This is a genomic window from Paenibacillus sp. FSL R5-0887 (assembly GCF_038002305.1).
Classification (GTDB): Bacteria; Bacillota; Bacilli; order Paenibacillales; family Paenibacillaceae; genus Paenibacillus_AQ; species Paenibacillus_AQ odorifer.
The window spans coordinates 2,468,513-2,495,306 of record NZ_JBBOCE010000001.1 but is presented as its reverse complement, the minus strand read 5'-3'; the positions used below and the strand labels follow the sequence as shown (position 1 = coordinate 2,495,306).

General features: G+C 44.7%; 21 protein-coding genes. 17 read left to right on the top strand and 4 right to left on the bottom strand.

The window, feature by feature from the left end; all coding sequences use genetic code 11:
* The first annotated feature begins 12 nt into the window (after nt 1-12).
* From opp4C to MKY14_RS11185, 15 genes are all read left to right on the top strand, one after another.
* Nucleotides 13-936, top strand: a complete 924-nt coding sequence (gene opp4C, locus MKY14_RS11255; protein ID WP_036685740.1) for an oligopeptide ABC transporter permease — start codon at nt 13-15, stop codon at nt 934-936.
* 11 nt (nt 937-947) lie between these two features.
* Entirely contained in the window at nt 948-1,931 is a 984-nt protein-coding gene (locus MKY14_RS11250; protein WP_076281452.1) for an ABC transporter ATP-binding protein, read from the top strand.
* Nucleotides 1,924-2,889: an ABC transporter ATP-binding protein gene (locus MKY14_RS11245; RefSeq protein ID WP_036685744.1), complete on the top strand. Its 966-nt coding sequence runs from the start codon at nt 1,924-1,926 to the stop codon at nt 2,887-2,889. Before MKY14_RS11250 ends, MKY14_RS11245 begins: the two co-directional genes overlap by 8 nt.
* A 210-nt stretch (nt 2,890-3,099) precedes the next feature.
* Nucleotides 3,100-3,708, top strand: coding sequence for a 50S ribosomal protein L25 (locus tag MKY14_RS11240; protein WP_076278770.1), 609 nt, complete (start codon nt 3,100-3,102; stop codon nt 3,706-3,708).
* A gap of 324 nt (nt 3,709-4,032) precedes the next feature.
* On the top strand, nt 4,033-5,880 hold the full coding sequence (locus tag MKY14_RS11235) for a fibronectin type III domain-containing protein (protein ID WP_081386409.1): 1,848 nt from the start codon (nt 4,033-4,035) through the stop codon (nt 5,878-5,880).
* Nucleotides 5,881-6,150: 270 nt separating this feature from the next.
* Nucleotides 6,151-6,795, top strand: coding sequence for a YhbD family protein (locus tag MKY14_RS11230; protein WP_076301777.1), 645 nt, complete (start codon nt 6,151-6,153; stop codon nt 6,793-6,795).
* Nucleotides 6,796-6,807: 12 nt separating this feature from the next.
* On the top strand, nt 6,808-7,494 hold the full coding sequence (locus MKY14_RS11225) for a hypothetical protein (RefSeq protein ID WP_076130804.1): 687 nt from the start codon (nt 6,808-6,810) through the stop codon (nt 7,492-7,494).
* Nucleotides 7,487-8,158 (top strand): hypothetical protein, encoded by a 672-nt coding sequence (locus MKY14_RS11220; protein ID WP_076305541.1) that lies wholly within the window; start codon nt 7,487-7,489, stop codon nt 8,156-8,158. The genes MKY14_RS11225 and MKY14_RS11220 overlap by 8 nt, the downstream gene beginning before the upstream one ends.
* A gap of 40 nt (nt 8,159-8,198) precedes the next feature.
* Entirely contained in the window at nt 8,199-9,746 is a 1,548-nt protein-coding gene (locus tag MKY14_RS11215; protein ID WP_340976494.1) for an MDR family MFS transporter, read from the top strand.
* 1,981 nt (nt 9,747-11,727) lie between these two features.
* Complete coding sequence (locus MKY14_RS11210) at nt 11,728-12,687, top strand: ABC transporter permease (RefSeq protein WP_076130774.1); 960 nt, start codon at nt 11,728-11,730, stop codon at nt 12,685-12,687.
* A 17-nt stretch (nt 12,688-12,704) separates the two neighbouring features.
* Nucleotides 12,705-13,601: a carbohydrate ABC transporter permease gene (locus tag MKY14_RS11205; RefSeq protein ID WP_036685756.1), complete on the top strand. Its 897-nt coding sequence runs from the start codon at nt 12,705-12,707 to the stop codon at nt 13,599-13,601.
* A 91-nt stretch (nt 13,602-13,692) separates the two neighbouring features.
* Nucleotides 13,693-15,528 (top strand): ABC transporter substrate-binding protein, encoded by a 1,836-nt coding sequence (locus MKY14_RS11200; protein WP_076301774.1) that lies wholly within the window; start codon nt 13,693-13,695, stop codon nt 15,526-15,528.
* A gap of 133 nt (nt 15,529-15,661) precedes the next feature.
* The gene (locus MKY14_RS11195) at nt 15,662-17,407 is read left to right on the top strand and encodes a sensor histidine kinase (protein WP_076276063.1); all 1,746 of its coding nucleotides are present in this window, start codon (nt 15,662-15,664) and stop codon (nt 17,405-17,407) included.
* Nucleotides 17,400-18,806, top strand: coding sequence for a response regulator transcription factor (locus MKY14_RS11190; RefSeq protein WP_076278767.1), 1,407 nt, complete (start codon nt 17,400-17,402; stop codon nt 18,804-18,806). The genes MKY14_RS11195 and MKY14_RS11190 overlap by 8 nt, the downstream gene beginning before the upstream one ends.
* The gene (locus MKY14_RS11185; RefSeq protein ID WP_076278766.1) at nt 18,803-20,470 is read left to right on the top strand and encodes an extracellular solute-binding protein; all 1,668 of its coding nucleotides are present in this window, start codon (nt 18,803-18,805) and stop codon (nt 20,468-20,470) included. Before MKY14_RS11190 ends, MKY14_RS11185 begins: the two co-directional genes overlap by 4 nt.
* Before the next feature lie 53 nt (nt 20,471-20,523).
* Here MKY14_RS11185 and MKY14_RS11180 read toward each other — a convergent pair whose 3' ends face one another.
* Nucleotides 20,524-20,943 carry a MarR family winged helix-turn-helix transcriptional regulator gene (locus MKY14_RS11180; protein ID WP_076130769.1) on the bottom strand — a complete coding sequence of 140 codons (420 nt, stop codon included), beginning with the start codon at nt 20,941-20,943 and terminating at the stop codon, nt 20,524-20,526.
* 164 nt (nt 20,944-21,107) lie between these two features.
* On the opposite strand from MKY14_RS11180, the gene MKY14_RS11175 reads away from it, so the two are divergent.
* Complete coding sequence (locus MKY14_RS11175; protein ID WP_340976491.1) at nt 21,108-22,568, top strand: MFS transporter; 1,461 nt, start codon at nt 21,108-21,110, stop codon at nt 22,566-22,568.
* Nucleotides 22,569-22,601: 33 nt separating this feature from the next.
* Here the strand turns inward: MKY14_RS11175 and MKY14_RS11170 are convergent, their stop codons facing one another.
* Both MKY14_RS11170 and MKY14_RS11165 read right to left on the bottom strand, forming a co-directional pair.
* Nucleotides 22,602-23,669, bottom strand: coding sequence for a glycosyltransferase WbsX family protein (locus MKY14_RS11170; RefSeq protein ID WP_340976490.1), 1,068 nt, complete (start codon nt 23,667-23,669; stop codon nt 22,602-22,604).
* 13 nt (nt 23,670-23,682) lie between these two features.
* The gene (locus MKY14_RS11165) at nt 23,683-24,720 is read right to left on the bottom strand and encodes a glycosyltransferase family protein (RefSeq protein ID WP_312151270.1); all 1,038 of its coding nucleotides are present in this window, start codon (nt 24,718-24,720) and stop codon (nt 23,683-23,685) included.
* A 207-nt stretch (nt 24,721-24,927) separates the two neighbouring features.
* Between MKY14_RS11165 and MKY14_RS11160 the strand changes: the two genes are divergently transcribed.
* Nucleotides 24,928-25,338 carry a hypothetical protein gene (locus tag MKY14_RS11160; RefSeq protein ID WP_248548519.1) on the top strand — a complete coding sequence of 137 codons (411 nt, stop codon included), beginning with the start codon at nt 24,928-24,930 and terminating at the stop codon, nt 25,336-25,338.
* An 89-nt stretch (nt 25,339-25,427) separates the two neighbouring features.
* Here MKY14_RS11160 and MKY14_RS11155 read toward each other — a convergent pair whose 3' ends face one another.
* The gene (locus MKY14_RS11155) at nt 25,428-26,783 is read right to left on the bottom strand and encodes a PFL family protein (protein WP_248548616.1); all 1,356 of its coding nucleotides are present in this window, start codon (nt 26,781-26,783) and stop codon (nt 25,428-25,430) included.
* Nucleotides 26,784-26,794: the final 11 nt, after the last annotated feature.

Sequence of the window (26,794 nt, the reverse complement as noted above, 5' to 3'; positions counted from 1 at the left end):
GAGGAAGCTGACGTGGCAGTTCAAAGTAATGTAGCTGGGATTGCGAAGCCGCAGACCACCAAAGGAAAATCCTCTTTATTCCGGCAATCCATGCGGAGGTTGCTGAAGAACAAGCTGGCGGTATCCGGATTTGTGGTGGTGATCTTTATGTTTGCGCTTTGTTTTATTGGTCCGCTGTTCTCACCCTATACGGATAACAAAATTAATATGGCTATGATGAACAAGGCGCCCAATATGAAGCATTGGCTGGGCACTGATGCATTGGGCAGAGATATTCTGACCCGGGTAATGCAGGCGGGGCGCATTTCACTGACCGTGGGACTAGCGTCAATGGTTCTTTCGGTGTTTATCGGTGCTCTTTTGGGGGCTATTGCTGGGTATTACCGCGGTATTGCCGATCAAATCATAATGCGGATTGCGGATCTTCTGTTGACGGTTCCGAGTCTGCCACTGCTCTTTATTTTTGGTGCGTTATTATCGGAGTGGAAGATCCCAACGGATTATCGGATGTATATCGTTATGCTGATGCTTAGTATTGTTAGCTGGCCGGGTATGGCACGTATGGTACGGGGGCAAATGCTTAGTCTGCGTGAACGTGAGTTTATGCAGGCGGCGGTAGTATTAGGCCTCCGTGACCGGCGTAAATTGTTTAATCATTTGCTGCCGAATATCGTTCCGTTGCTGATTGTTATGGCTACCCTTAACATCGGTGGTGCTATATTGAGTGAATCGGTTCTTAGCTTTTTTGGACTAGGTGTTATGCCGCCAACTCCAACCTGGGGCAATATGATTGATGCTGCGAATAATATGATCGACTTTCAGGATCGGCCGTGGTTGTGGATTCCACCAGGGTTATCGATCTTTGCGACAGTGATCGCGATCAATATCTTTGGGGACGGACTCCGGGACGTGCTTGATCCTAAACAGAAGAGGTAGGTGACCCTCAGATGAGTGATTTAATGAATATAGACGGTCTAAGTACATACTTCTTCACGGAAGAAGGAAAAGTGAAAGCCGTTGATGATGTAAGCTTCCGTGTTCGCGAGGGAGAGACGGTATGTATCGTTGGAGAATCGGGCTGCGGCAAAAGCGTGACCGCGATGTCCATCATGGGGCTTGTTGAGGAACCCGGGGGCAAGGTAGCCCAAGGGAAAATTGATTTTCAGAGTGAAGATTTGTTGAAAATGGACAAAAACACACTGCGGACCATCCGCGGGAATGAGATCGCGATGATCTTTCAGGAGCCCATGTCCTCCCTTAATCCTGTAATCAAGATCGGTGAGCAAATCATGGAGCCGCTGATTGTACATTTGAAGATGAACAAGAAACAGGCGCGCATCCGGGCGATTGAACTGATTAAGCAGGTAGGCATATCACGACCAGAGCAAATTGCTGATAGTTACCCGCATGAATTAAGTGGAGGTATGCTGCAGCGGATTATGATTGCTATTGCCATTGCCTGCAGTCCAAAGCTATTGATTGCTGATGAACCGACTACGGCGCTGGATGTAACGATTCAAGCGCAAATTCTGGATATGCTGCGTGAAATTAAAGATAGCTCGGGCATGTCCATTCTACTAATCACCCATGATCTTGGCGTAGTGGCAGAGATGGCCGATTATGTGATTGTTATGTATTCCGGAAAGATTGTGGAGGAGGGTGAAGTTGTTGAATTGTTCAACAACCCCAAACATCCCTATACAAAAGGGCTGCTCAAATCGAAGCCGGTAATCAATCAGCGACAGGATGAGCTGTATTCCATACCAGGTCAAGTGCCAAATCCGCTTGAGCTGGTGCCGTCTTGTTATTTTCATGACCGCTGTGAGCATTGCATGCCTGTATGTGTCAGCCAGCAGCCCCAGCTTAAAGAGGTGGCCAGCAGACAAAAGGTAGCTTGCTGGTTGTATGAGGAGGCGGTTGTTCATGCCTGAAGCACTGCTTGAGGTCAATCATTTAAAGAAATATTTTCCTGTTACTAAGGGGCTGCTTAACCGAACCGTTGGGCATGTAAAGGCTGTTGACGATATTAGCATCACACTTCAACCTGGGGAAACGTTTGGGCTTGTAGGGGAATCTGGGAGCGGCAAAAGTACAGTCGGACGGACGATTTTACGGCTAACGGATAAAACGGCAGGTGAGATCAAGTTCAAAGGGATAGACATTCACTCCCTGTCGCCCGCTGAATTGCGCAATATTAGACCCCAAATGCAGTTGATCTTCCAAGATCCTTATAGCTCACTTAACCCACGGGTTCGTATAGGTGATGCCATTGGTGAAGCTTTACTGGATCATGGTTTATGCTCAAGATCCGAGGTGCGAGATCTGGTGCTTGAAGCCCTAGCGGCTTGCGGGTTATCTTCTTATCATATTGATCGCTTTCCGCATGAATTCTCCGGGGGGCAGCGGCAGCGGATCGGGATCGCCCGTGCGCTTGTTTTGAATCCTGAGCTGATCATTGCAGACGAACCAGTTTCAGCACTGGATGTTTCCATCCAAGCACAGATTATTAATTTATTCAGTAAGCTCCAGCAGAGTCGAGGGTTAACGTATTTGTTTATCTCCCATGACTTGAGTGTTGTGGAGCATTTGTGTTCAAGAATCGGTGTCATGTACCTGGGCTCTATGATGGAGACGGCTTCAAGAGATGAACTGTTTAAGAATCCGCTCCACCCGTATACCAAAGCGCTGCTGTCGGCTGTTCCGATTCCTATTCCAAAGCTGAAAAGGGAAAGAATTGTACTTAAGGGAGATATTCCGAGTCCGGTAAACCCGCCTTCTGGCTGTAAATTCCATACCCGTTGTCCCTTTGCGCAAGAGGTTTGCAGATCTGAAATCCCGGTATTTCGTGATGTTGGCAGTAACCATTTTGTAGCTTGTCATTTAGTTTAATCGTTGTCACAAATATAGCAATGATTTACTCCTAAGACATGAATAATTAATGTTGAATTGTATAATAATACAATTTGACCTTATTTTTGCCTGGGCTCAAAAGTCGTGAGAGGTTTCAAAGCCAGGTCAATGGGGTAATTAGAGAGTGGTTAGGTTAGGCGTACATATCTAATCGGTCTAGTATAAAATCCCTACTTAGGAGGAATCATCGTGAATACAACAGTACGTTTGACAGAAAGATCCGGCTCCACTTCTTCACAGCGCAGAAAAGGCTTTGTACCGGTAGTCGTGTACGGTGCAGGTTCAGATAGCCAGTCCTTTACAGCGGATGCTAAGACAATTTCAGGTATTTTAGCCAGCAACCCACGGGCTGTTCTTACTTTGGAATTGCCAGACTCGGGCAAAAAGAACGTGGTTATTCAAGAAATCCAACGTCAGCCAATTTCCAAACAACTGCTGCACATTGATTTTCAGCAGATTGATATGAAGGCCAAATTGGATACAAAAGTAGCGTTCCACTTTACAGGTGAACCGGTAGGTGTGAAGAGCGGCGGCGTGCAACAAATCGAATTGCATGAGCTGGATATTCGCACACTTCCAGATAAAATAGCTGCATCCTTTGAAGTGGATATCAGTGGACTAGATATTGGTGATCAATTGCTGGTATCTGATTTGCCGAAGCATGAAGGCTGGGAAGTATTGACGCCTGAGGACACATTGATTGTCCGTATTTCACCTCCAGCAGCGCAAGAGCCAACAGAAGAAGATACTGCTGAACCCGCTGTAGCTGAAACTTCTGGCGAAGATAAAGCAGAATAGTATAGAGATAAATAGTAAAGAGCAGATAGAATCCTTGTAAAGGAGCTGTCTGCTCTTTTTGTTTTGTCTTCATAAATATGAATTCATAAAAATGATGCTGGTCTTTCGTATGATTTCTCAAATGGCAATTTTGGTTGTTTCGCCTCATTTAGTTAAAAATTTACATAAAATCGTTGACGAATGGGTTTCTAAGCCTGAAAATGAGGACAATTACCATGGTAAAATATTCAAAAGTCCCTGTTATTGCTGTTTGAAAACGCTTTAGTTTTTATGCTTCAAAGAACTCTTATTGCCTAGTTCATCATGATTAAGAGGAGGAAAGTTATGAAGATGAGGAAGCTGTTTTCGATCTTAATGACAAGTTTGCTGGTGCTTGGGGTAGCTCTACCCTTTGGTGGAAAAGCGAATGCAGATGCTGCAAGTGACGCTTCAAATCGTGCTTTAATCTGGCTGAAGGCCCAGCAGGATGCAACAGCGGGGTATGCTTTTGAGGGACTGGTAGATAGCTTTGAAGATTTCTGGGGACCAAACAACCCCAAACAGATTGTATACACATATGATCAAGCGGTTGCAGCTATCGCCTTTATTGTAAAGGGTGAACGGACGCGGGCAGAGCAGGTTTTGAACAAAATGCGGGACATTCAAGATCCATCAGGCTTCTGGCTGAATTCTTATTGGTATAACAACGGCTTCGGAGAAGAAATCCGTAAACATGTGGGACCCGTTGTATGGATGGCAATGGCTGCTATGGCTTATGAGAAGCAATATAATGATTCACGGTATCGTCCAATGGCGCTCAAAGCACTAGATTGGAGTTTACAGTATAAAAAGGCTAATGGCAGTATCGCAGGGGGATGGAGTGGTTGGAGTAATTCCGATGAGCCTTGGAGCTCAACCGAGCACAATATCGATATTTACCGGGTATTGCAGTATTATGCTTCGGTGGATTCCTCAAAGGCAGCTACTTATAACAGTGCGGCTTCTGGAGTCAAAACCTTCCTGGATAATTATGTGTGGGATGACACAGTCAAACGTTTCAAGGGGGGCTGGAAAAACGATACAAATCTGATCGACCCCAAAATACCTTTAGACGTGAATCCTTGGGGAGTATTAGCTTTAGGCGTATCCGGAACACATAACTACGGCGCAAGCTTAACCTATGTGGAAAATGCCTCCGGCACCCCGGGAACACTTGCGAATCCGCGTTACAAGCAGACGCTTACTTACAATGATGCTGGGAATACGCTCACCGGATATGATTTTGACTGGACAGATGAAGTATTGCCAGCGTATGACGATAACGGAAATCAAATTGGCAATACGGGTGCTGACGTATGGTTTGAAGGAAGCGCATTCATGTCGCTCGCTTATTATCTGCAAGGCAATGCCTCAAAGGCAGACGCTATTAATACAGAGATTATTAAAAAACAAGGCACAAGCGGTGCTTCGCTTGGGGGTATTCCCTACTCGCTGAAAGGGTCCAGCAACAGTTATTGGGTGATGGCGCAGCAAAACTGTGTTTCCAGCACAGGTTGGTTAATAATGTCCCTGCACCGGTTTAATCCATTCACAGGTCAATATTTGACGGGTGGTGGTAATACTGGGGATACAACCGCGCCAACCGCTCCCGTTAATCTAACGGTAACCAGTAAGACGGATACAGGAGTTAGCTTAAGCTGGTCCGCTTCTACCGATAATGTTGGCGTTACAGGTTATATTGTTTATCGCGGAACACAGCAGGTGTCCACTGTGGGGGGAACTACAGCTACTGTTAGTGGACTTACTCCAAGCACAGCCTATACGTTTACAGTAAAAGCCACGGATGCAGCAGGTAATTTATCCTCCGCTAGTAATACCGCAACAGTTACTACTAATCCCACTGGAGGCAGCGGAGGCGGTGATCATGTGACGGCTGACTTTACAGCAGGGGTAACGAGACTTTCTGCTACAGAGGCGAGTATCTATATTACACCTGTAACCAGTGCCCTTTATGTAGATGTGCATTACAAGATTAACGGGGGTTCCCAGCTTAATTACAGGATGACTAATAACTCAGGAACATGGAAGCAGACGGTGAGTGGATTAAGCGCTGGCAGCAGTATTGAGTACTGGTTCACTTACGAAAAATCCGGCCCGCAATATGATTCAGCACATTATACTTTTGTTCAGTAAGATTAGCAGATCGTAAAAATCATTCTAAGAGAAGGCTGTTCCATGCTGCTATTTAAAGCGGCGGGGGCAGTCTTTTTTTGTGGAAAAAATAGTGAATGACCGTTAAATCCTTCTCAAGACGGAGGTCTGCTCTTAAGGTATGCTTTAAAATCTTTGGGGGAGACGTTAGGACACGATGGTTACTAGCGTAGATAGGTATGAGGGGAGTTTAATTTATTGGTTTTACAACGTAACAGTGTTATGTTACGATGGCTTCAAGGAGTGATAAGCATGGAAGAGGATTTGATCTCAAAGAAGCAGCTATTGGATTTAACCGGTATATCTTATGGGCAATTGTACCGCTGGAAGCGGAAGCAGTTGATTCCAGAGGAATGGTTTATCCGTAAATCTACGTTTACTGGACAGGAGACTTTTTTTCCAAAAGACATGATTTTGTCCCGTATCGATAATATTGTGAATATGAAAGATGGACTTTCTTTGGATGAAATGGCTGATAAGCTATCAGATAAGGCTTCTTTTGACAGAGTAAGTGTATCTGCTGCGGAAATTATAGAACGTAACATTGTTTCGTCGATGACGCTGGCGAAATTTGGAGAGAGGCTCGGTGTCAAGAATGGATATAGCTTCGATCAACTCACTTATTTATTGGCTGTAGATCGCCTGCTTAGTGCAGGGGAGATGAGTATGGAGGAAGCAGAGCTGCTGTTTCGAACCTTAATGGATAAAGCCTCCAATCTTGAGAGTGGCAGCTGGGAGTTATTTTTTATCCGCAAAATGGGGGTGTCATCCTTTATTCTGGCTCAGGCACCAGCGGAGTTATGGTTCGATGAAGGGGTAAAGCTGGTCAGTAAAATACTAAGTGCAGATGTAATAGAACAATTGAAAGGTAAGCTTGCTTTTAAGCTTGTTGAATAGGGGGTTAGTGTAATGGACAAACGAGAGCTGCCGGATCTGATTATAAACGGAGTCAGCGGGGGGGCAGGAGGTACTTATAACAGCGTGCGAATCGATGGTGTAGGCAAAGTAACGGGACCTATCGTGACGCGAATTTTTAAAGGAAACGGGCATATGAATTTGAAGAATGATCTCTCGGCGGAAGAAGCGGAATGCAATGGAACGATGAAAGTGCTGGGCCATTTGCGTTTTAACTCCCTAAAAGTGGACGGAATGATTACTGTCGGGGAGAGCATTCGGGGAGAAAGCTGCACACTTCATGGAATGCTGAATATCAAGGGTGATTGTGAGCTTGAGGATTTTGCGGGGGAAGGAAGCTTTAGTGTCGGAGGTTTACTTAGTGCAGGACATGTAGACTTCAAACTGCAAGGGCAGGGAAAGGCGCATGAAATTGGTGTGGAGAGTCTAGTGATCCGGCAAACGAATAGTGGAGTCTGGAGCAAAATGTTAAGTGGAATCATCCCTAAATTAAGATCGGAGCTGCGGGCTCGGACTATTGAAGGAGATTTTATTGATTTGGAATATACAACGGCTGATGTTATCAGGGGCAATATTGTGATTGTAGGTCCAGGCTGTACTGTCGAACGGATAGAGTATCGTGATCAGATCACAGTACATCCTGAAGCAAAGGTTGGAAAGGTGGAGAAGATCGGTGACTGAAGAAACAATTCGGAGTAATTTGAAAATAATGGGCACAACGACCTCAGCGGGAGGCTTTTTTCGGGATATTAAGGTTACTGGGGAAGGTCATTTTGCAGGGGATGTAGATTGTGAGAAGCTGAGCCTGACTGGAAATGCCAGGGTAGATGGAAACCTGCTAATGACCAAAATGAAAATAACCGGTGAGATGACACTTATGGGTAATCTTGAAGGTGATTCCTTGCGGGGGCAGGGGGAAATTAAAGCAGCCTCCGTAAAAATCGACGATATTCATCTTAACGGTAATTTGGAGGTTAATGGTAATTGTGAAGGTGAACATCTGCGTATTTCAGGCGCTCTCAATGTGGCAGGACTGCTAAGTGCGGAGCAACTGGAGATCAATTTATATGGTCTAAGTAGAGCGAAAGAGGTTGGAGGCAGTGCTTTAACGATCAAAAAAAGCAAGACCGGAAAATTCCTGCATTTGATGAAGCAGAATCCTAAAGTGCTTTTTGAGGCTGGGCTCATTGAAGGCGATACGATAGAGCTGAATAATACAAAAGCAAATATTGTCAGAGGAGATCGGGTAATCATCGGTGTGGACTGTGAGATTGATACTGTGGAATACCGTAGTGCTTTGGAGATTCACAAGAATGCAATAGTGAGGCATCAAGTAAAGCTGTAACACATAGTTATAGATCTTTTGACAATGGGGAGTGGAATAAATGAGTGCTGCCAAAGCGCCCAATCTGGGCATTGTAATCGCAGGTCTGCTGTTGGGAATACTGATGGCCTCCATGGACAGCACCATCGTTGCTACAGCAATGGGCAATATTGTTGGGGAACTAGGCGGTATGGACAAATTTGTCTGGGTAACATCAGCTTATCTCGTAGCTGAGATGGCGGGGATGCCTATCTTTGGCAAGCTGTCTGATATGTATGGGCGTAAAAAGTTTTTTGTTTTTGGGATTATTGTATTTATGGCGGGTTCAGCGCTTTGCGGGACGGCAGATACGATTACTCAGCTGGCTGCTTATCGGGCGATTCAGGGAATTGGAGGCGGCGCGCTAGTGCCGATTGCTTTTGCCATAATGTTCGACGCCGTACCGCTGGAGACACGGGGCAAGCTGGGCGGTGCATTTGGTGCGGTATTTGGATTATCAAGTATTTTTGGTCCATTGCTAGGCGCGTATATCACCGATCATATTGCTTGGCAGTGGATATTTTATATTAACTTACCGCTTGGACTGTTGGCTTTTGTGATGGTCGTTTTCTTTTATAAAGAGTCACATGAGCATTCCAAACAACCTATTGATTGGCTGGGTGCGGGCACATTGCTGGGCTCTGTCATCTGCTTAATGTTTGCGTTGGAGCTGGGTGGAAAAGAATACGCTTGGGGCTCATCGATGATCCTCGGCTTATTTGCAGCTTTTGCTATATTGGCGGCAGTGTTCCTTTTTGTAGAGACGAGAGCGAAAGAGCCGATCATTTCCTTTGCGTTATTCAAAAAAAGACTGTACGCCGTCAGCATTCTGTGCGCGCTATTTAGTGGTGCTGCATTTATCGTGGCTTCCGTATATATCCCGATCTTTATCCAAGGTGTATTAGGGGGTTCGGCTACCAATTCGGGACTTGTCCTGCTGCCGATGATGGTCGGCTCAGTAATTACCGCCACAACGGGAGGATTCCTGATGGCAAAAACCAGTTACCGCAATCTGCTGATTCCTACGTTTGTACTTTTGGTGATCGGCACAGGACTGGTAGCAACGCTTACTCCGGAAGCTTCACGTCTCTTGGTTACCTTGTATATGATTTTAATCGGATTAGGCATTGGCGCTTCCTTCTCTGTGTTAAGCACGGCAGCCATTCATGGTCTGACTGCGCAGCAACGCGGCTCCGCCAGCGCAACACTGAATTTCATTCGTTCGCTTGGCATGACCATCGGAATAACCACATTTGGCATTATTCAAAGCCATTATTTCTCGGGCAGTCTAACTAAGTTGCTCACAGCAAATGGAGGAGGAGCTGCTTCTGCGGGGGCTGCTGGGGTTATGGATTTTAAAGATCCGCATTCCCTGCTGTCGCCTGAGACTAGAGCACTGATTCCACCGGAAATTTTGAGCAAAATTACAGAGGGACTTTCCTCTTCCATTGCGAACACCTTCGCTTGGGCGGTTATTCCTGCTGCGTTAGCTTTGCTGGCCTCCTTTTTTATGGGGCGCCAGAAAATGGATGCCTCCGCGGAGGGGAAAGATCAGACGCCCGGGCATTAGGCTGTGGCGAAAGGCGCGGGCATTCGAATGACGAGCGGAATGTAGTGCGCATTATGCGGAATGCAGTGAATTGGTTGTAAACAAACTAGGGTTGTAAAGTGATGGAGCAGCTTCTCATTTGAGAGGCTGCTTTTTTATGTGTGGTTGGGAGTACAAATGAGCATGAACCCTCGAAGTAAAGGAGCTGAGTTCGAAGGTTGAGTAAATGCGATGAATCCGGAAAATAAGAGCATCTGAGTCCGATAGCATGAGGGAATGTCATGGATTCAAGAATGAGTCAGACTGCATGAGGGAATGCGATGAATTCTTGATAGAAGTGCGCCTAAGAATGATGCGTGGAGTGTTGCGGACCGTATAGTCGCTATTGCTGATTTTTTAGCTACTTTGCCGTAGTTTCGGACTGTATAGCTCTTATCGGTATGCATATGCTCGTATTTGGGCTATATTTGTGTGGATAGCTGCACCTGAGTCCGATAGCGTGAGCAAATTTGATGGATCCAAGAATGAGTCCGACAGCGTGAGGGAAAGCGATGGATCTCCGAAATAAGTGTATCTGGATCCGACAGCGTGAGCAAATGTGATGGATACGTGATAGTAGGGTGCCCAAGAATGATGGATGGAGTGTAGCGGACCGTATAGTCACTATTACTGATTTTTGAGCTACTTTGCCGTAGTTTCGGACTGTATAGCTCTTATCGGCATGAATTTGCTCACATTTGGACTATATTTGAGTGAATAGCTGCACCTGAGTCCGATAGCACGAGGAAAAGCGCTGAATTCCGGAAATAAGTGCATCTGGGTCCGATAGCGTGAGCAAATGTGATGGATCCAAGAATGAGTCAGACAGTATGAGGGAATGCGATGTATTCTCGTTAGAAGAGTTCCTGATTTAGCTGCATGAAGTGTGTTGCGGACCGTATAGTCACTATTGCTGATTTTTGAGCTACTTTGCCGTAGTTTCGGACTGTATAGCTCTTATTGCCACGGATTTGCTCGCAGTTGGACTATATTTGTGTGAATAGCTGCACCTGAGTCCGACAGCACGAGAAAAAGTGTTGAATTCCGGAAATAGCTGCACCTGAGTCCGATAGCGTGATCAAATGTGATGGATCCAAGAATGAGTCCGACAGCATGAGGGAAAGCGATGGATCTCCGAAATAAGTGTATCTGGATCCGACAGCGTGAGCAAATGTGATGGATACGTGATAGCAGGGTGCCCAAGAATGATGGATGGAGTGTAGCGGACCGTATAGTCACTATTACTGATTTTTGAGCTACTTTGCCGTAGTTTCGGACTGTATAGCTCTTATCGGCATGAATTTGCTCATATTTGGACTATATTTGAGTGAATAGCTGCACCTGAGTCCGATAGCACGAGGAAAAGCGCTGAATTCCGGAAATAAGTGCATCTGGGTCCGATGCCAAAACTATGAAGTGTGAAAGACCATAACAAATGAAGAGGACAAAGCGCACCATAGTTGATGTAGCGGACGAAGAGGACAAAGCGCACCATAGTTGATGTAGCGGACGAAGAGGACAAAGCGCACCATAGTTGATGTAGCGGACGAAGAGGACAAAGCGCACCATAGTTGATGTAGCGGACGAAGAGGACAAAGCGCACCATAGTTGATGTAGCGGACGAAGAGGACAAAGCGCACCATAGTTGATGTAGCGGACGAAGAGGACAAAGCGCACCATAGTTGATGTAGCAGACATAGCGACCCTTAACAAAGCATATCCATCAGCGGCAGGATGACGGAAATTTCCGTCATCCTGCCGCTTTTTATAAGCCCAAAGGCATGTAGGCTCTCCATCACTAGACCCATAGCGATTAGGTAGAAAATGGTCGAAATAGATGCGAATTTGGTTCACAAGCATCAGACGGTTCTCCAGTGAGGCCGTTCTGTGATCTATCTCGTCATACGTAAAGGTTCTGATACTATGAAAACGTAATCAAAATCTGGGTATAGGAGATTCCGACATGGGGGTACCTTCTGGTGAATTACTTCCCAGCGTCGATCCGGTTCATCGATCCCGCTGGAAGATGAAGAACAAACATAAGTTGTTCTTCATGGCTTTTCCGTTTCTTGTTGTCACCTTTATTTTCTATTATCTGCCGATCAGCGGATGGATTTATGCATTTTATGATTTCATTCCCGGAATACCGTTGTCTGACACGCCATATGTCGGGTTGAAATGGTTCAAGACGATTGTATCCAATCCAACACAGACCGCAGAGGTTGTGCGCGTGCTGAAGAACACTCTTGCCATGAGTTCACTTGGACTAATTACCTCGATATTTCCAGTGATCTTTGCGATTTTCCTGACCGAAATTAAGTCAGGCTGGTATCGCAAGATGGTGCAGACGCTAACCACGATTCCGAACTTTATCAGCTGGATTCTGGTATATGCATTGGCCTTCTCGTTGTTTTCCGTTGATAACGGGGTCATCACACACATTTTAGTGCAGCTTGGAATCGTTGATGAGGGTTATAACTTTTTAGCCTCCAGCTCAAATATTTGGGTCACGATGATCATTTGGTATTGGTGGAAATCGTTAGGCTGGGGTGCCATTCTCTATCTTGCTGCAATCGCAGGCATTGATCAGGAGTTGTATGAAGCCGTAGAGGTGGATGGTGCAAGCCGGTTCCGTAAAATCTGGCATATTACCATTCCGGGTCTTATCCCAACCTTCTTTGTCCTACTGCTGCTCTCCATAGGTAACCTGGTCAATAACGGGATGGAGCAGTACTTTGCCTTTCAAAATGCGATGAATAAAGATTCCATAGAAGTGCTGGATCTTTATGTATACAATATTGCGTTCGCTAACAACTTTCCGTTTGCCACAGCTGTCAGTATGCTGAAGTCGGTCGTTAGTGTAATTCTACTGTTCGCGGCAAACACATTATCCAAGATGGTGCGTGACGAATCTATCATTTAAGGCAGGGGTGATCCCATTTGAGAAAGAAAAAACTAACTTCTGGAGAATTAATCTTTCAAATTATTATCTACACACTCTTTGGATTGTTCACCCTGTCATGCATTTATCCATTCTACTATTTGTTCATTAATACGATCAGTTCGAATGATCTTAGCGCAGCAGGGTATATCAAATTTTATCCAAGGCAGATCCATTTTGATAACTATAGTAAGGTTCTAAGAATCAGTGGTTTAGGTCATGCGGCTACAGTCTCTATTTATAGAACAGTTGTTGGTACTTTGCTCACCGTTGGATCTTCGGCATTTCTTGGGTACTTGTTCACCAAAAAGGAAATGTGGGGCCGGAGTATTTGGTACCGCAGTGTTGTAGTTACGATGTATTTCAGCGCAGGGCTGATCCCATGGTATATCACCATGCATAACTTGCATCTGACTAATAATTACCTGGCTTATATTTTGCCAACCATTATTACTCCTTTTAATATCATTTTGGTCAAAACCTTCGTCGAGGCTATTCCTCCCTCACTTGAGGAGTCGGCGTCAATGGATGGAGCAGGTTACTTCCGGGTGTTCTGGAGTATCATTGTTCCTCTTACGACACCAATCTTGGCTACGATTACGATTTTCTCAGCGGTGAATCAGTGGAATGCCTTTATTGATACGGCGTTTCTGATGACAGATACGAAATACTTTACGCTCCAGTTCTTATTATGGCGTTATTTGAACGAATCCAGCTCGCTCGCAGCCTTAATTCGTAATTCGCCAGATATGGCCGCTAGTGCAGCGAATATGCAGACTCCAACCTCTGTGCGGATGACTGTAACGATGATCGTCGTATTGCCGATTTTGATCGTGTATCCGTTCTTCCAACGCTTTTTCGTCAAAGGAATTATGATCGGTGCGGTTAAAGGCTGATGGGTTGCCGCTCTGGACCAGAACTGGGTTTTCCTCTGCAATAAGCAGAGTTGAACTATAAGTGAAGAGATGAAAGGGAGGGTATAAAGCAATGAGAATAAGAAGAGCATCGCTTGTCATGCTATCCGTAATCCTGGTCTTCGTTCTTGCAGCATGTGGCGGGGGGAATAATACGGCTAACTCGGGCAAAAACACGAGCACAGAGAAACCTACGTCGGCTGCCACGAATGCCCCGGCGGAAGAGACAGCAGCACCGGATGACGGAGCGCTTGATCATTCCAAGCCGCTGAAGCTGACTGTATTCTCAACAACCGCTAACTATGCCGGTCCACAGACCGGATGGTTTGCAAAAATTATCAAGGATAAGTTCAACATCGAAATGGACATTGTAGCTTCAAACCTGACTGGTGGAGATACCAAAATCTCTGCAATGATGGCTTCCGGAGATCTTGGAGATATCATCATTTTCGGTGACGACAAGAACCACTATCCAAACGCCATCAAAGGAAAGCTGCTCTTGGACTGGACACAGGACGGTCTTTTGGACAAATACGGAAAAGACATTTCCAGCACTTTTCCAAAAGCTATTGAGAAAGCAAAGGTAGCTTTTGGCGGTGGATCATCAGTCTTTGGTATGGGGAACAGCGTAGCTTCTAACCCATCCGGACCTTCTGAAGGAAAAGATATGACTTGGGGTCCAGACCTGCGCTTTGATCTTTACCAACAAATTGGAGCGCCAGAAATTACAAAGATTGAAGATTATCTGCCTGTGCTGAAAAAAATGCAAGAGCTCGAGCCTAAGAATGAACAAGGCAAAAAAACCTATGCTTTCTCGATGTGGTCTGATTGGGATGGCAACTATAAAATGACATTGGCTAAACAGTTCGCAAACATGATGGGCTATGACGAAATTCCTGATACTGCTGTGTATGTTAAGGCAGATGAAGAAAAGTATTATGACTTCTTATCCGAAGATAGCTGGTACATGAAATCGCTCAAACTGTATTTTGAAGCTAACCAGATGGGGCTGGTTGATCCGGACTCTATGACGCAAAAATTTGACGATGTTGTTGCGAAATACAAAGATGGTCGTCTATTGTTCTCTTGGTTCCCATGGCTTGGAGCTGCTAACTACAATACACCAGAAAGAACAGCCGAAGGTAAAGGTTTTGCGCTGGTTCCGTTCAAAGATGAATTGATGTATTCCACAGGCTTCAATGTTTACGGTGGTAACGGTATTATTGCAATCGGCGCAAAAGCTAAGGAGCCTGCTAGAATTATGGAATTCATTAACTGGATGTACACACCGGAAGGTGCAATGATTTCTGCAGGAAGTGGTACAGCAGTACCTAACGGACCTCAAGGTCTGACTTGGGATATTGATGCAAACGGCAAACCTGCAGTGACTGATTTTGGTTGGAAAGCTTATACTGATCAACAGAATACTCAAGTTCCTGCTGAATACGGCGGGGGTGACTACTACTATGGCTCCAATCAAATGAACTTCTCGTTTGTGGTTCCGGCGATGGTGAATCCAGAGAATAGTGAGCCATTCGATCATAATCTGTGGACAACAACCCTAGAGCGTAACCCATCCAAGCTTGATAGTGACTGGAGAGCGAAAATGGGCGTCCTGACTCCTAAGGAGTATTTTGAGAAAAACAATCTATTGGCTGTAGCACCACAAGGCTTCACTGGCAAAGAACCATTAACCATGGATAAAACAGTGGAACAAAAGAATAAACAAATCGGTACGGTTATTCAACAGATTTCCTGGAAAATGGTCTTTGCTAAAGATCAAGCGGAATACGATAAGTTGAATAAAGAAATGCATGATAAGGTAAATGGTCTTGGGTATTCCGAAGTTATGGATTTCTCGATTAAAAAGGCTGAGGAATTGTTCGAGGCCCGTAAAAGCGTTAAATAAACACGGCTAGTAACTATAAATAAGGCGGGGCGGCGTGGAGGCTGTTCTGCCTTATTCTATTCAATTAAGGATAAATGTGGTATTCTCACATTAATATAAAACGCTTTCAGATAGAAAGAAGAGGATAATCCAGATGGTAAGAGTACCCCTGCGGAGTCATACTCCAGCTGTCAAATCCTTACGTAATACCTTATTTATCTATCTAGTAATCGGAACACTACTTCCGCTTCTCTTAGTAGGATTCGTAACCTACACCTCTATTTACTCCATCCTTTCAGGTAAAATTGGCAACGGGATCAGCGCTAGTCTGAGACAGGAAGCCTCAAGCCTGGAGAATGCCATCGACAATATGGATTTTGCCTCCAAACAGTTTGCTCTGGACGGTCAGATTGTGCAGGAGATGTCCTCATTTATTCAGGAAAAACAGATTTTTCGCAAATCGCAAATGATGAATTCCATCAACCAGAAGATCAATCTAGTCAATTTTACGAACCCTTATATTGGACTTACAGCCTACATTATGCCGGACAGCGATGATCCCGTTCTGTTCACCAACATGAGCGCACGCAGAAATTTTGATATCAGTACATTGCCGTCTTTTATGCGATATAACGGGGCTGACTATTATGGACCACATCCCACTATGTACGCTGTTGGTGATAATCTCGTATTCTCGGAGCAGCGGATTGTCCGTGTGCCGGGCCAGCATAAGCTTTATATTTATTTGGAGACGAATTATAGTTTGTTTCGCAAAATCTTCAATCAGGAGTCCTACGGGATGAAAGTAAATCATCTGCTGGTCAATCAGCAAGGTAATAGTACAAAAGTGATCGATGGCAAACTTCCGCTAAGTATTATTAAAGCTGCGGGAAGCAACTCCAATCTCACCCATGAAACGCTAAGCGGATATCATCTTTTTCGTTACGCGAGTCCTCAGGGCTGGAAACTTATTGCTGTTGTGAAAAAATCAGAATTCAACAGTGAAATTTACTCTTGGTTTTATAAAATGATCTTACTTGCCTTCTCCACCCTTCTTTTTGCCGGATTTCTGGCTTGGATCATCTGGAGGAAAATTTATGGTCCGTTGCGTAAGGTCAACCTTGAAATCAACCGAATGGCGGAAAATGTTACCGCTCCGGTAGCCTATACGAATGTGGAAGAATTTGATTTCGTGCTTACCAACTTTCAGCAGATGAAAAAACAGGTGAATGAGCTGATTGTTGCGGTTGCCCATAATGAGAAACAGAAAAGCCAATTTGAGATTGAGAAGTTGCTCAGCCAGATCAATCCTCATTTTTTGCATAATACCTTAAATACGGTACAGTGGATGGCCCGGCTAAACGGCCAGAAGGAGATCGACAAGCTGGTCACTCTTCTTGTAAAGGTGCTGCATTATAATCTGGGAAAGCAAAGCATCATTGTTACCATTGGCGAGGAAATTGAAGCGATTCGAAATTATATGGAGCTGCAGCGTATTCGTTATGATTATGAATTTGAATTTAACGTTGAAGCTGATGAGGATGTATTGTCTGTGGCTGTCCCGAGATTTTTGCTTCAGCCTCTGGTGGAGAACTCGATTTATCATGGATTAAGCGATAATGGCAAGGTAGATGTTGAGATAACGAAACATGGTGAAGGAGAAGTTCAGTTATGTGTAAAAGATAACGGCGCTGGGATGGATGCAGATACATTAGATCAGCTGTTGTCTGATGATGGAGCGAAAAAACGGGGACTTGGAATTGGTTTTTCATATGTGAACCGGATGCTTAGAACCTATTATGGAGAACAAATGAAACTAGAGATGTTCAGTAAGCCAGGAGAAGGTACGGTTGTATCCATTGTGATTCCGAGGAAAGGTAAGGAGGACTTCGATGATTAAGGCTGTAGTTGTCGATGACGAGAGACTCGTGCGAAAAGGCTTCATTTCCCTGATCGACTGGTCATCCTTAGGGATTGTTATAGTTGGGGAGGCAGGTGATGGTAAATCTGCTTTGGAGCTGCTTCAACAGCAGGAAGTAGATTTATTATTTGTGGATTTGACCATGCCAGGCATTTCAGGCTTCGAGCTTATTAAAATGGTTAGACAACGGTTCGCAGGCATTCGCTGTGTTGTCCTTACTTGTCATCATGAATTTGACTATGTTCAGGAGGCTATGCGTTTAGGAGCCGTTGACTATATTGTAAAAACACTGCTTGAGATGGAAAATGCGGATGAAACCATCAGACGTCTTGTCGATCGTATTAAATGGGAGGACAATACACGGGATGCTCTGGTTCGTGGGGAAAGTAAACGTATGGCTGCTGATAAGGCTCTGCTGTATTTGCCCCTAAATCATCAGTGCAATGAAGAAGAATTATTTCAGCTGTCCAGCGTGAAAAATAATCCGCTTATTACTTTTCATGAAATGTGGATGTCGCCCTTATTGCATCGTTTCTCAATAGATGAGAGCAAACGTGAACTAAAGATCCAGCTATCCGGACGATGGCAGACCGCGCTGATCAGTGGATTGAGAGATCAACCGTTACAGGAATTAGAGGAACAGCTCACTGCGAAATTACGCCGTATTCTATTTTATCATCCTGAACCTGAGGATTTGACCTCATTGAAATATGAAGACATAAAGAAGGAACCAGGGGCTCCCTACTCAAAACAAGAGGCGGATAATCTGCTGGAGCAAGCACAGAATCTAAAGTGGACAATTGATGGAAATGAGTGGGAGAAATTTGTAGCAAACATACTTCAGCAGAAACCCCGTTCTGATCAGTTTCTGGCGTTTGCACACTCTCTAATACAAAGCTGGAGTTCTTTACTATTAAAGCCTGAAGATGCTGCTCAACTGGAAAGGGACATCTCCCATAATCTGAACTGGTGCCATTGGAAGAACTGGCTGCGGCGATTTTCTGATCATGTGGGACGAAGAATGCTGGAACTTGGATTAACTAAAGAGGTTATGTCCTGTCTTATTCGTGCAGTTCGTTATATGCAGAGCCATGCAGGTGACAAAATCAATCAGAGCGACGTAGCAGCCGTCATTAATATGAGCCGTGGTTATTTCAGCCAATGTTTCGCTCGTTTTGCCGGAGAGACATTTGGTGAATGTTTACGGGGAATGCGGCTGGAGCTTGCCAAATCACTGCTGCTGGAGACTACACTTCCCGTCTGTGAGATTGCTTCGCGGTCCGGTTTTGAGGATGATCGTTACTTCAGCAGATTGTTCAGAGAACGTATTGGTAAATTACCAAGTGAATTCCGTGCGGAGGGGAAAAACCAAATATGAAATTTTGGAAATCTATCCTCCTAGTGTTTATGGTCATTGGAATGACATCATGTCGTGACAATATTGGCATTGTAGATTCGGTTGCAAGCCCTCAGGCAGGGGATGAAGCTACTTCTATCGCTTATAGCAAATATGAGGATCCGATTGTGATCCGAGTAGGGTTTAAGGTTCCCGACTCGCGGCTTAATACAGGTGACAGCAACGATAACAATCCAATCACCCGTTATTTAGAGAGCATTACGAATATCAAAGTGGTTCACTCCTGGGAAGCGAAGGGTGAGGATGCTTTTACGCAAAAGGTACAGCTTGCCATTGATAGCAACGATTTGCCTGATGCCATGGTTGTGGATCGGGATCAACTGAAGAAATTAATTGATAATGATATGATTGAAGATTTGACAGAGACTTATAAAATATATGGATCTGAACTTATCAAGGATATGTACAATTCTACAAAGGGGGAGGCATTAGAGGACGCTTCCCGCGATGGTAAACTATATGGATTACCGAATGTAGCTATTGATGCTGACTCTCCCGTGCTGCTCTGGGTACGTCAGGATTGGCTGGAGAAGCTGGAGCTGCAGCCTCCTCAAACTTTTGAAGACATCGAGAAAATTGCCAAAGCTTTTATTGAAAAAGACCCTGATGGAAATGGAAAAAGAGATACCGTCGGTCTAAGCGGCTACAAAAATATCGTATATGGAACTAAACCATTAGTTAATGGTCTGGATGCTGTGTTTAGTGCATTTCACGCTTTCCCCACGAATTGGATTAAGGATAACAACGGCAATATCGTGTATGGCTCCATTACACCAGAGACCAAACAAGCGCTTGCTAAACTTGCTGATTGGTATAAACGCGGGTTGCTGGATCCGGACTTTGCACTATATAAGGAAACTCAGGAGCCTATTATTACAGGTAAATCCGGGATGTTTTTTGGTCCTTGGTGGATGCCTTATTATCCTTTATCAGAGGCAGTGGCTTTGGATACGAAGGCAGAATGGAGAGCATATGCAGCTCCAGTTGACGATTCCGGTAAGTTTGTCGCTCATTTAGCGCCGGTAACAGATCGATATCTTGTTGTGCGTAAAGGGTTTGAACATCCTGAGGCTGTAATCAAGCAATTAAACGTGTTTACAAGACTCGAAAGAAGACAGGATCCTAATCAAGAGGAGGTAAAAAAGCTGGGTGATTTCTCTGCGCAGACAGGCATTCAGCTGCGTGCATATTATCCGTTCGATCTTCTGATAGATTATAGGGATGCGATTGAGAAACATTATGCTGATATCCAGCAGGCTTTGCACGGAAAGATAGACCCGGATACATTAAATTCTGATACCCGGCTCATTTATGATCAATGGGTAGCAGAAACAGAGCAGCCCAAAAAAGATCTTGAAGGCTGGAAAGCAGCAAATGCGTATAAATACGGAGTAGCTGTGTTAACCTCAACTGCTATAGAGGGAGTGCGTGGGGTCTTTTATGGGAACACCCGACTTATGAAGACTAAATGGCCGGAACTGCAGAATCTGGAGAATGAGACGTTCTTAAATATCATTGTGGGTGATTCACCGCTTAGTGATTTTGATGCGTTTGTAGCTAAATGGAAGAGTATGGGCGGAGAAGAGATTACGGAAGAAGTTACTGAGCTCGTAAAGCAAAAGTAAACGTGGGATGCCTCAACAGCCTAATGGCTGTGGGACATCCTTTTTCTTATGTTCTATTCTTCGTTTTTGCTGATTTTTTGCAGCAGGAAATGTAGTTGCTCTACTTCTTCATCGGTTAAATGGCCCACAAGGCTTTTATTAAATTCATCTAAGATGGACTGTAAAACTGGGAAGAAATCGATGGCTTTTGGGGTAGGATATAGAAGGTGAGAGCGTCGATCATTAGGATCGTCTTTGCGCTCGATATATCCCGAATTCTCTAATTGCTTCACAGAACGTGCTGTAGTTGCTTTATCGAACTTCAATTCGGCAGTTAACTGATCCTGAGTAATGCCTGGCCGAGAGAGAATCAATTTAAGAAAGCTATGCTGTCCACCACTACCGATTCCATAGGGGACAAATTGCTTAACCAGTTTCTTTTGATTTTGACGGTGAAGATGGGAAATTAGCTTCCCGATAGGCTCTCTTGCCAATATAGACACCTCTTTGGGTTATATGTTCGTTCATTTGTTGCCTTGAAATAAAGTGTACAATAAAGTCGTTGCGCACGCAACTAAATTGTTGTACACTGGGTATGGCGAGTTTGGTTGCGTGCGCAACTAAACAGTGATTATTAATATTTAATGAGGTGTTAGTTATGAGTTCTGTAAGTGCAACCTATCAGGAGGATAAAGAAATTCAGAAGAAGCGCTGGATGATCTTAATTGTTCTGAATATTTTTACGTTTATGTCCACCCTTGATGGTAGTATTGTCAATATTGCTCTGCCTGAGCTATCCAAACAACTGAAGCTGCCCATGGCGCAAATCGAATGGGTAACAACAGGATATTTAATGGCGATCTGTGCGGCGATCCTTTTCTTCGGCAAGCTTGGAGATATCGTAGGAAAGATTCGAATTTTTAAGATTGGCACGATTGTATTTGTTATTGGATCTATGCTGTGTGGGCTTAGTGTAAGCTTACCAGCCTTAATTGCTTCGCGCGTAATTCAAGCCTTAGGTGCTTCGATGACCATGGCGAACAGTCAGGGAATTGTTACGGATATCTTTCCTGCCACGGAGCGTGGTAAAGCCCTTGGTTTCATTGGTACATTCGTGTCTCTGGGAAGTATAGCCGGTCCAAGTCTAGGCGGGATTATGGTTTCCACCTTAGGCTGGGAGTATATCTTTTGGGTAAACGTCCCTATTGGCCTGATCGCTATATTTTTTGGCTGGAAGGTATTGCCTAAGGATTTAACGAGAGTGAAATCTTCGATTGATGTGCCGGGCAGTTTACTGTTCGCTGTCTTTATCATTACTTTGTTCGCAGGATTATTACTAGGTCAACAGCTTGGATATGGTAACAGCTTAATTGTTACATCAATAATTGTTGCAGTAGTCAGCTTCGTTGCTTTCATATGGATGGAGCTTCGCAGAAAAGAACCGCTGTTGCAGCTGTCATTATTTAAGAATCCGTTGTTTTCTTTAAGTATCTTATGTGGTTTTCTCGTATTTACAGCGAATTTCTGCTTCAATATTATCGCGCCGTTTTATGCACAGAACATGCTTAATTTATCGCCATTCTATGCAGGCTTTTTGTTAATGCTGCTGCCGATATGTATGGTAGTCGTGGCTCCAATGAGTGGAGCGCTATCGGATAAAATAGGCTCGGAATTTTTGACTTTTGCAGGGCTGGTGGTCATGGTTATTGCGCAGTTCGGATTAGCACAGCTTCATGTAGGAAGCTCTGTTGTGCTGGTAGGTGTGTGGATCGCTATGCTGGGGATAGGAAGTGGTCTATTTCAATCGCCGAACAATTCGCTTGTCATGTCTAAGGTACCAAGAACACAGCTTGGTTCTGCGGGTAGTGTCAATTCGTTAGTTCGTAATGTGGGTATGGTTGTCGGCATAACAATTGCTACTACAATACTTTTTCAAGTGATGAGCAGTAAAGCCGGCTATAGGGTGACAGGGCTAGTTCCTGGTCGGCCAGAGTTATTTATCGAGGGCATGCATGTAGTGTTTGTAACCTCGGCATCGATATGTCTAGTGGCTGCTTTATTAACTGGCTGGAGATTGGTGAGTGCAAGAAGTGCCAAAGTGCAGTCATCTGAAAGATAACATAAAATGAAAAAGATCCTTCTGGCGCTACGGCTAAGAAGGATCTTCTTTGTGATGAAACTGTAAGGCTTCCTTAACGGCTTGCAAGTATTGATATTGATAACGTACATCCGGTTCTAGGTAGGCCCCTTCAGCCCATTCATTCCAGGCGTTGATAAAAATATATTCACTTTTGAACATTTTTTTGGCGCGCTCAATTTGTCGTGAAAGGTATTGGCCGAATTTTTGAGGATTAGCGCCTAAGGTGCTTTGTCCGGCAGGGCCTTTACGTGGTGTGTTATCCCAGTTGACAAAGGCTCCCGGATATATGATTTCTCCGTCTCTATGGGGTGTCCGCTCCAACATGGATTCCCATAACTCATCATAATCAATTACGATATGCCTCTGATCCTCCACCTGCTTTGAGCTCCATAAATGCTTAACCCCGCCATGTGCGAATGTGTAATGCGGCTCAAATTCCAGACTGGCATCGAATCCTTGCTCTTTCTTTAGGGGGAAACCGCCCAGTGTCCGGACCAGATGAAGTCCTTTAAGTCCGTTCTGCAGAGCCAATTCGCGCCAATATTGAAGCATTTCTTCACAGTGCGGGATACTAGCAGACCGATAAATGATAAAGACAGGCTTATCCTCCACCCGGATATAACGATCATCTTTGAAGGCTTCCAGTAAAGCATAAAAGTGCATTCGCCAATCCCGTTCTTCTCCGTATTCCTGTGGCATCAGGACATCCTCTTCGGTGCCATCCCAGCTACGTGTCCAGGGTTCGTTAGCCCAAGAAAGGCAAAAGGGGAAGTCAGGCTCTTTGCTCGCAAGAATCTGCTGAACCGGTTGTTCCAGCAGTCGCCTGCCATTAAACCAATAGTGATAATAACAAAAACCGTAAATGCCATGAGCCCTTGCGGTCTCTGCCTGCCATTGTTTCACTTTAGGATCCGTTAAATCATAGTAGTTATTATTTAATGGCTTCTTGGGCTGATCATGTTCAGGATAAAGGGCTGCAGCCTTCCTGACATTTGTCCATTCTGTAAAACCCTCACCCCACCAGGAATCGTTCTCTGAGATCTGATGAAACTGAGGCAATACAAAAGCAATGCATTTCAAGTCAGGTCACCCCCTATGGTTCCTTGAATATTTTTCTCAGCAGTAACTTTCCTTGCTGGATATAAGAATGGTTATATTTAAGTTCCTTTAGGGCACGAGAGGCAGAAATTCTTCTTTCTTCACTATGTGAAAAATAGTGCTTAAAGCTATCGGAGAGCTCTTTGAAGTTCTGGAAACGAATGAGATCTTCTTCTGCAATTCGGTAATTATGAAGATGGGGATGATCCTCCACTAACTGAAATACACCGCAAGCGGTGACCTCCATAATCTGCTGCACAGAACCAGTGCAATTGATGACGATTTTTGCTCCATTATAATAGCTGGACATATCTTTACTATGGGTGATATCAATGAAATTTCTGGGGGGTTCCCAACCACGCCCGTCGATCATTACCTTAAGGCCTTGAAGTAGGTCTGAATACGCCAACGTGTAAAGCACACTATCGATTTGAAAATCGCCCAGAATGAGTACATCACTCTTATAACAGTCCTCCACACGTCTTGGATAATAGAGATCCGTATCCGCAGCATATGGGAGATAGCTGGAGTGTTTGCCCCATAAACCCTGGTAATAGATCAGATTAGCTATGTTCTGTGTGAAAATATAATCGAATAACAATGCCAGATTACGTTCTGTTGGAGTAAGACAAGCGGCATCTGCCATCCATACCGCTTTGGGAACATTGGAAGCTTTCAGAGCAGGGAGGTTCTCCTCCGGAAATAGGGTCTCCGATCCTAGAGCTAATATTAGATCAGGTTGAAAATGGGCTAAATATTCCTCCAGATTATGCTGGAATTTAATAGCAAGTACTTCTTTGACCAGATGCCTTAGTTGATCTTTAAAAAGTCGTACATTAGGCATTTTACCGCTTGCCTCTGTAGGAACCAGCAGCAATATTCTTAATTGTTTGAGTTCCCGTTGCAAAGGCTCTGCTCTATAAGAGTTCATCTCTAGGATGAGGTTATGGTGTTGCGATGGATTAACTTGGCTGATGGTGACTTCGTGACTTGAAGGCCTTTCAGGAGTGAGCCTATTAGCTGTCTTCTTCATAATTCCTCCTGTGTTCTGTGGAGCCAGTCGTCCGCTCTAGCACCGAGTCTTGCTAATCATTATATGTGTAGGGGGTTATTTTGACTTTAGGTATAAGACCATTAATCAGAGTCTCGAAGATAAAAAGCGGATTTAGTGAAAGCTGTATATCTATCTATGACAGGGCTGGCTTGTTTAACATAAGATATACTATAAAACCTGAAAGGGATGATCGCCTTGCCAACCTTCGATAGCGTTCTAGTTACAGGAAGTCAGACCATTCAAAATGATCTGCACGTTAATGGAAATGAGACTATCGATTCGAATCTGCATTTGAATGGTAGTCAGACTATAATGGGAAGCCTAAATGTGAACGGCAGTGAATCCATACTCGGTCATCTGGGGGTTACCGGTGAAATTAGCGGGGCAGGCACCATCAGAGCTGCAACCCGGTTGATCGCTACGAACCAAGCAACATTGCCACCAGGCGCTCCTACCAGCCTGCAACAGGTTCGATACTTTTCTGTAGGTGCTGTAGGTCAGACGGGTCTCGTGCTGAAGGGCACAGATGGAAATGATTATGTATTATTTATCGATTTGACTGGCGGAACGCCTAATATCGGCATTCAACGGGCTTAATCAAGATAAACTAATATTCTAAGCTTTAGAATATAAAAAAACAGCAAGTCTCCTAAGTACAAATAGGGACTTGCTGTTAGAGGTTTCTATTAATTCTTAAAGCTATGAATTGGTGCAGGGATTCGTCCGCCACGATTAACGAAATTCGCGCAGTTGAAGCCATTCACTGCCATAACTGGTGCATATCCGAGCAGGCCGCCAAATTCGACCATTTCACCAACGTCCTTGCCGATTACTGGAATCACGCGAACCGCAGTGGTTTTGTTATTCACCATGCCGATTGCAGCTTCATCCGCGATGATGCCGGAAATGGTCTCCTTGGTAGTGCTTCCTGGGATAGCGATCATATCCAGTCCTACGGAACACACACAGGTCATAGCTTCCAGCTTCTCTAGTGTAAGGGCACCCCGCTGAACCGCTTGAATCATGCCATGATCTTCACTGACCGGAATAAAGGCTCCACTAAGTCCACCTACATAGGAGGAGGCCATTACGCCACCTTTTTTAACATTGTCATTTAGGATCGCCAGAGCAGCGGTTGTTCCCGGAGCGCCAGCTTCCTCCAGACCCATGACTTGAAAGATTTCGGCAATGGAATCTCCGATTTCTGGAGTAGGAGCTAAGGATAGATCGATAATCCCAAAAGGAACATTCATCCGTTTGGAAGCCTCTTGAGCAACTAGCTGACCGACACGTGTGACTTTGAAGGCTGTCCGTTTAATGGTTTCACATAAGGTTTCAAAATCCTGCCCTCTAACCTCTTCAAGCGCACGTTTGATGACACCAGGACCGCTGACGCCAACGTTGATGACACATTCCCGCTCTCCAACCCCGTGAAATGCTCCGGCCATAAAAGGGTTGTCCTCAACGGCATTACAGAAGACTACCAGCTTGGCGCAGCCGATGGAATCCCGATCCTTGGTGCGTTCCGCAGTTTGGATAATGATATCACCCATTAATTTCACAGCATCCATGTTGATTCCACTTCTGGAGGAACCGACATTGACCGAGGAGCAGACTCTTTCAGTGACTGCCAATGCTTCTGGAATACTGTCGATCAGAATACGATCGCCTTTGGTGCAGCCTTTTTGTACAAGTGCAGAGAAGCCGCCGATAAAGTTAACGCCTACCTCTTTTGCAGCCTTGTCCAGGATTTCAGCAACAGGTACATAGGTATCTGTCTTCACCGCACCAGCGGCAATAGCGATGGGTGTGACAGAAATCCGTTTGTTAACGATAGGAACCCCAAATTGTCTTTCCAGATCTTCACCCGTCTTTACGAGCTTTTCAGCGGATCTGGTGATTTTGTCATATACATTTTGATTAAAGGTGCGCATATCCGTGTGGGCACAATCCATGAGGCTGATCCCCATCGTTATGGTACGCACATCCAGATTCATTTCACGAATCATCTTATTCGTTTCTTGTACTTCCACTAGTGATATCATGGTCAGCC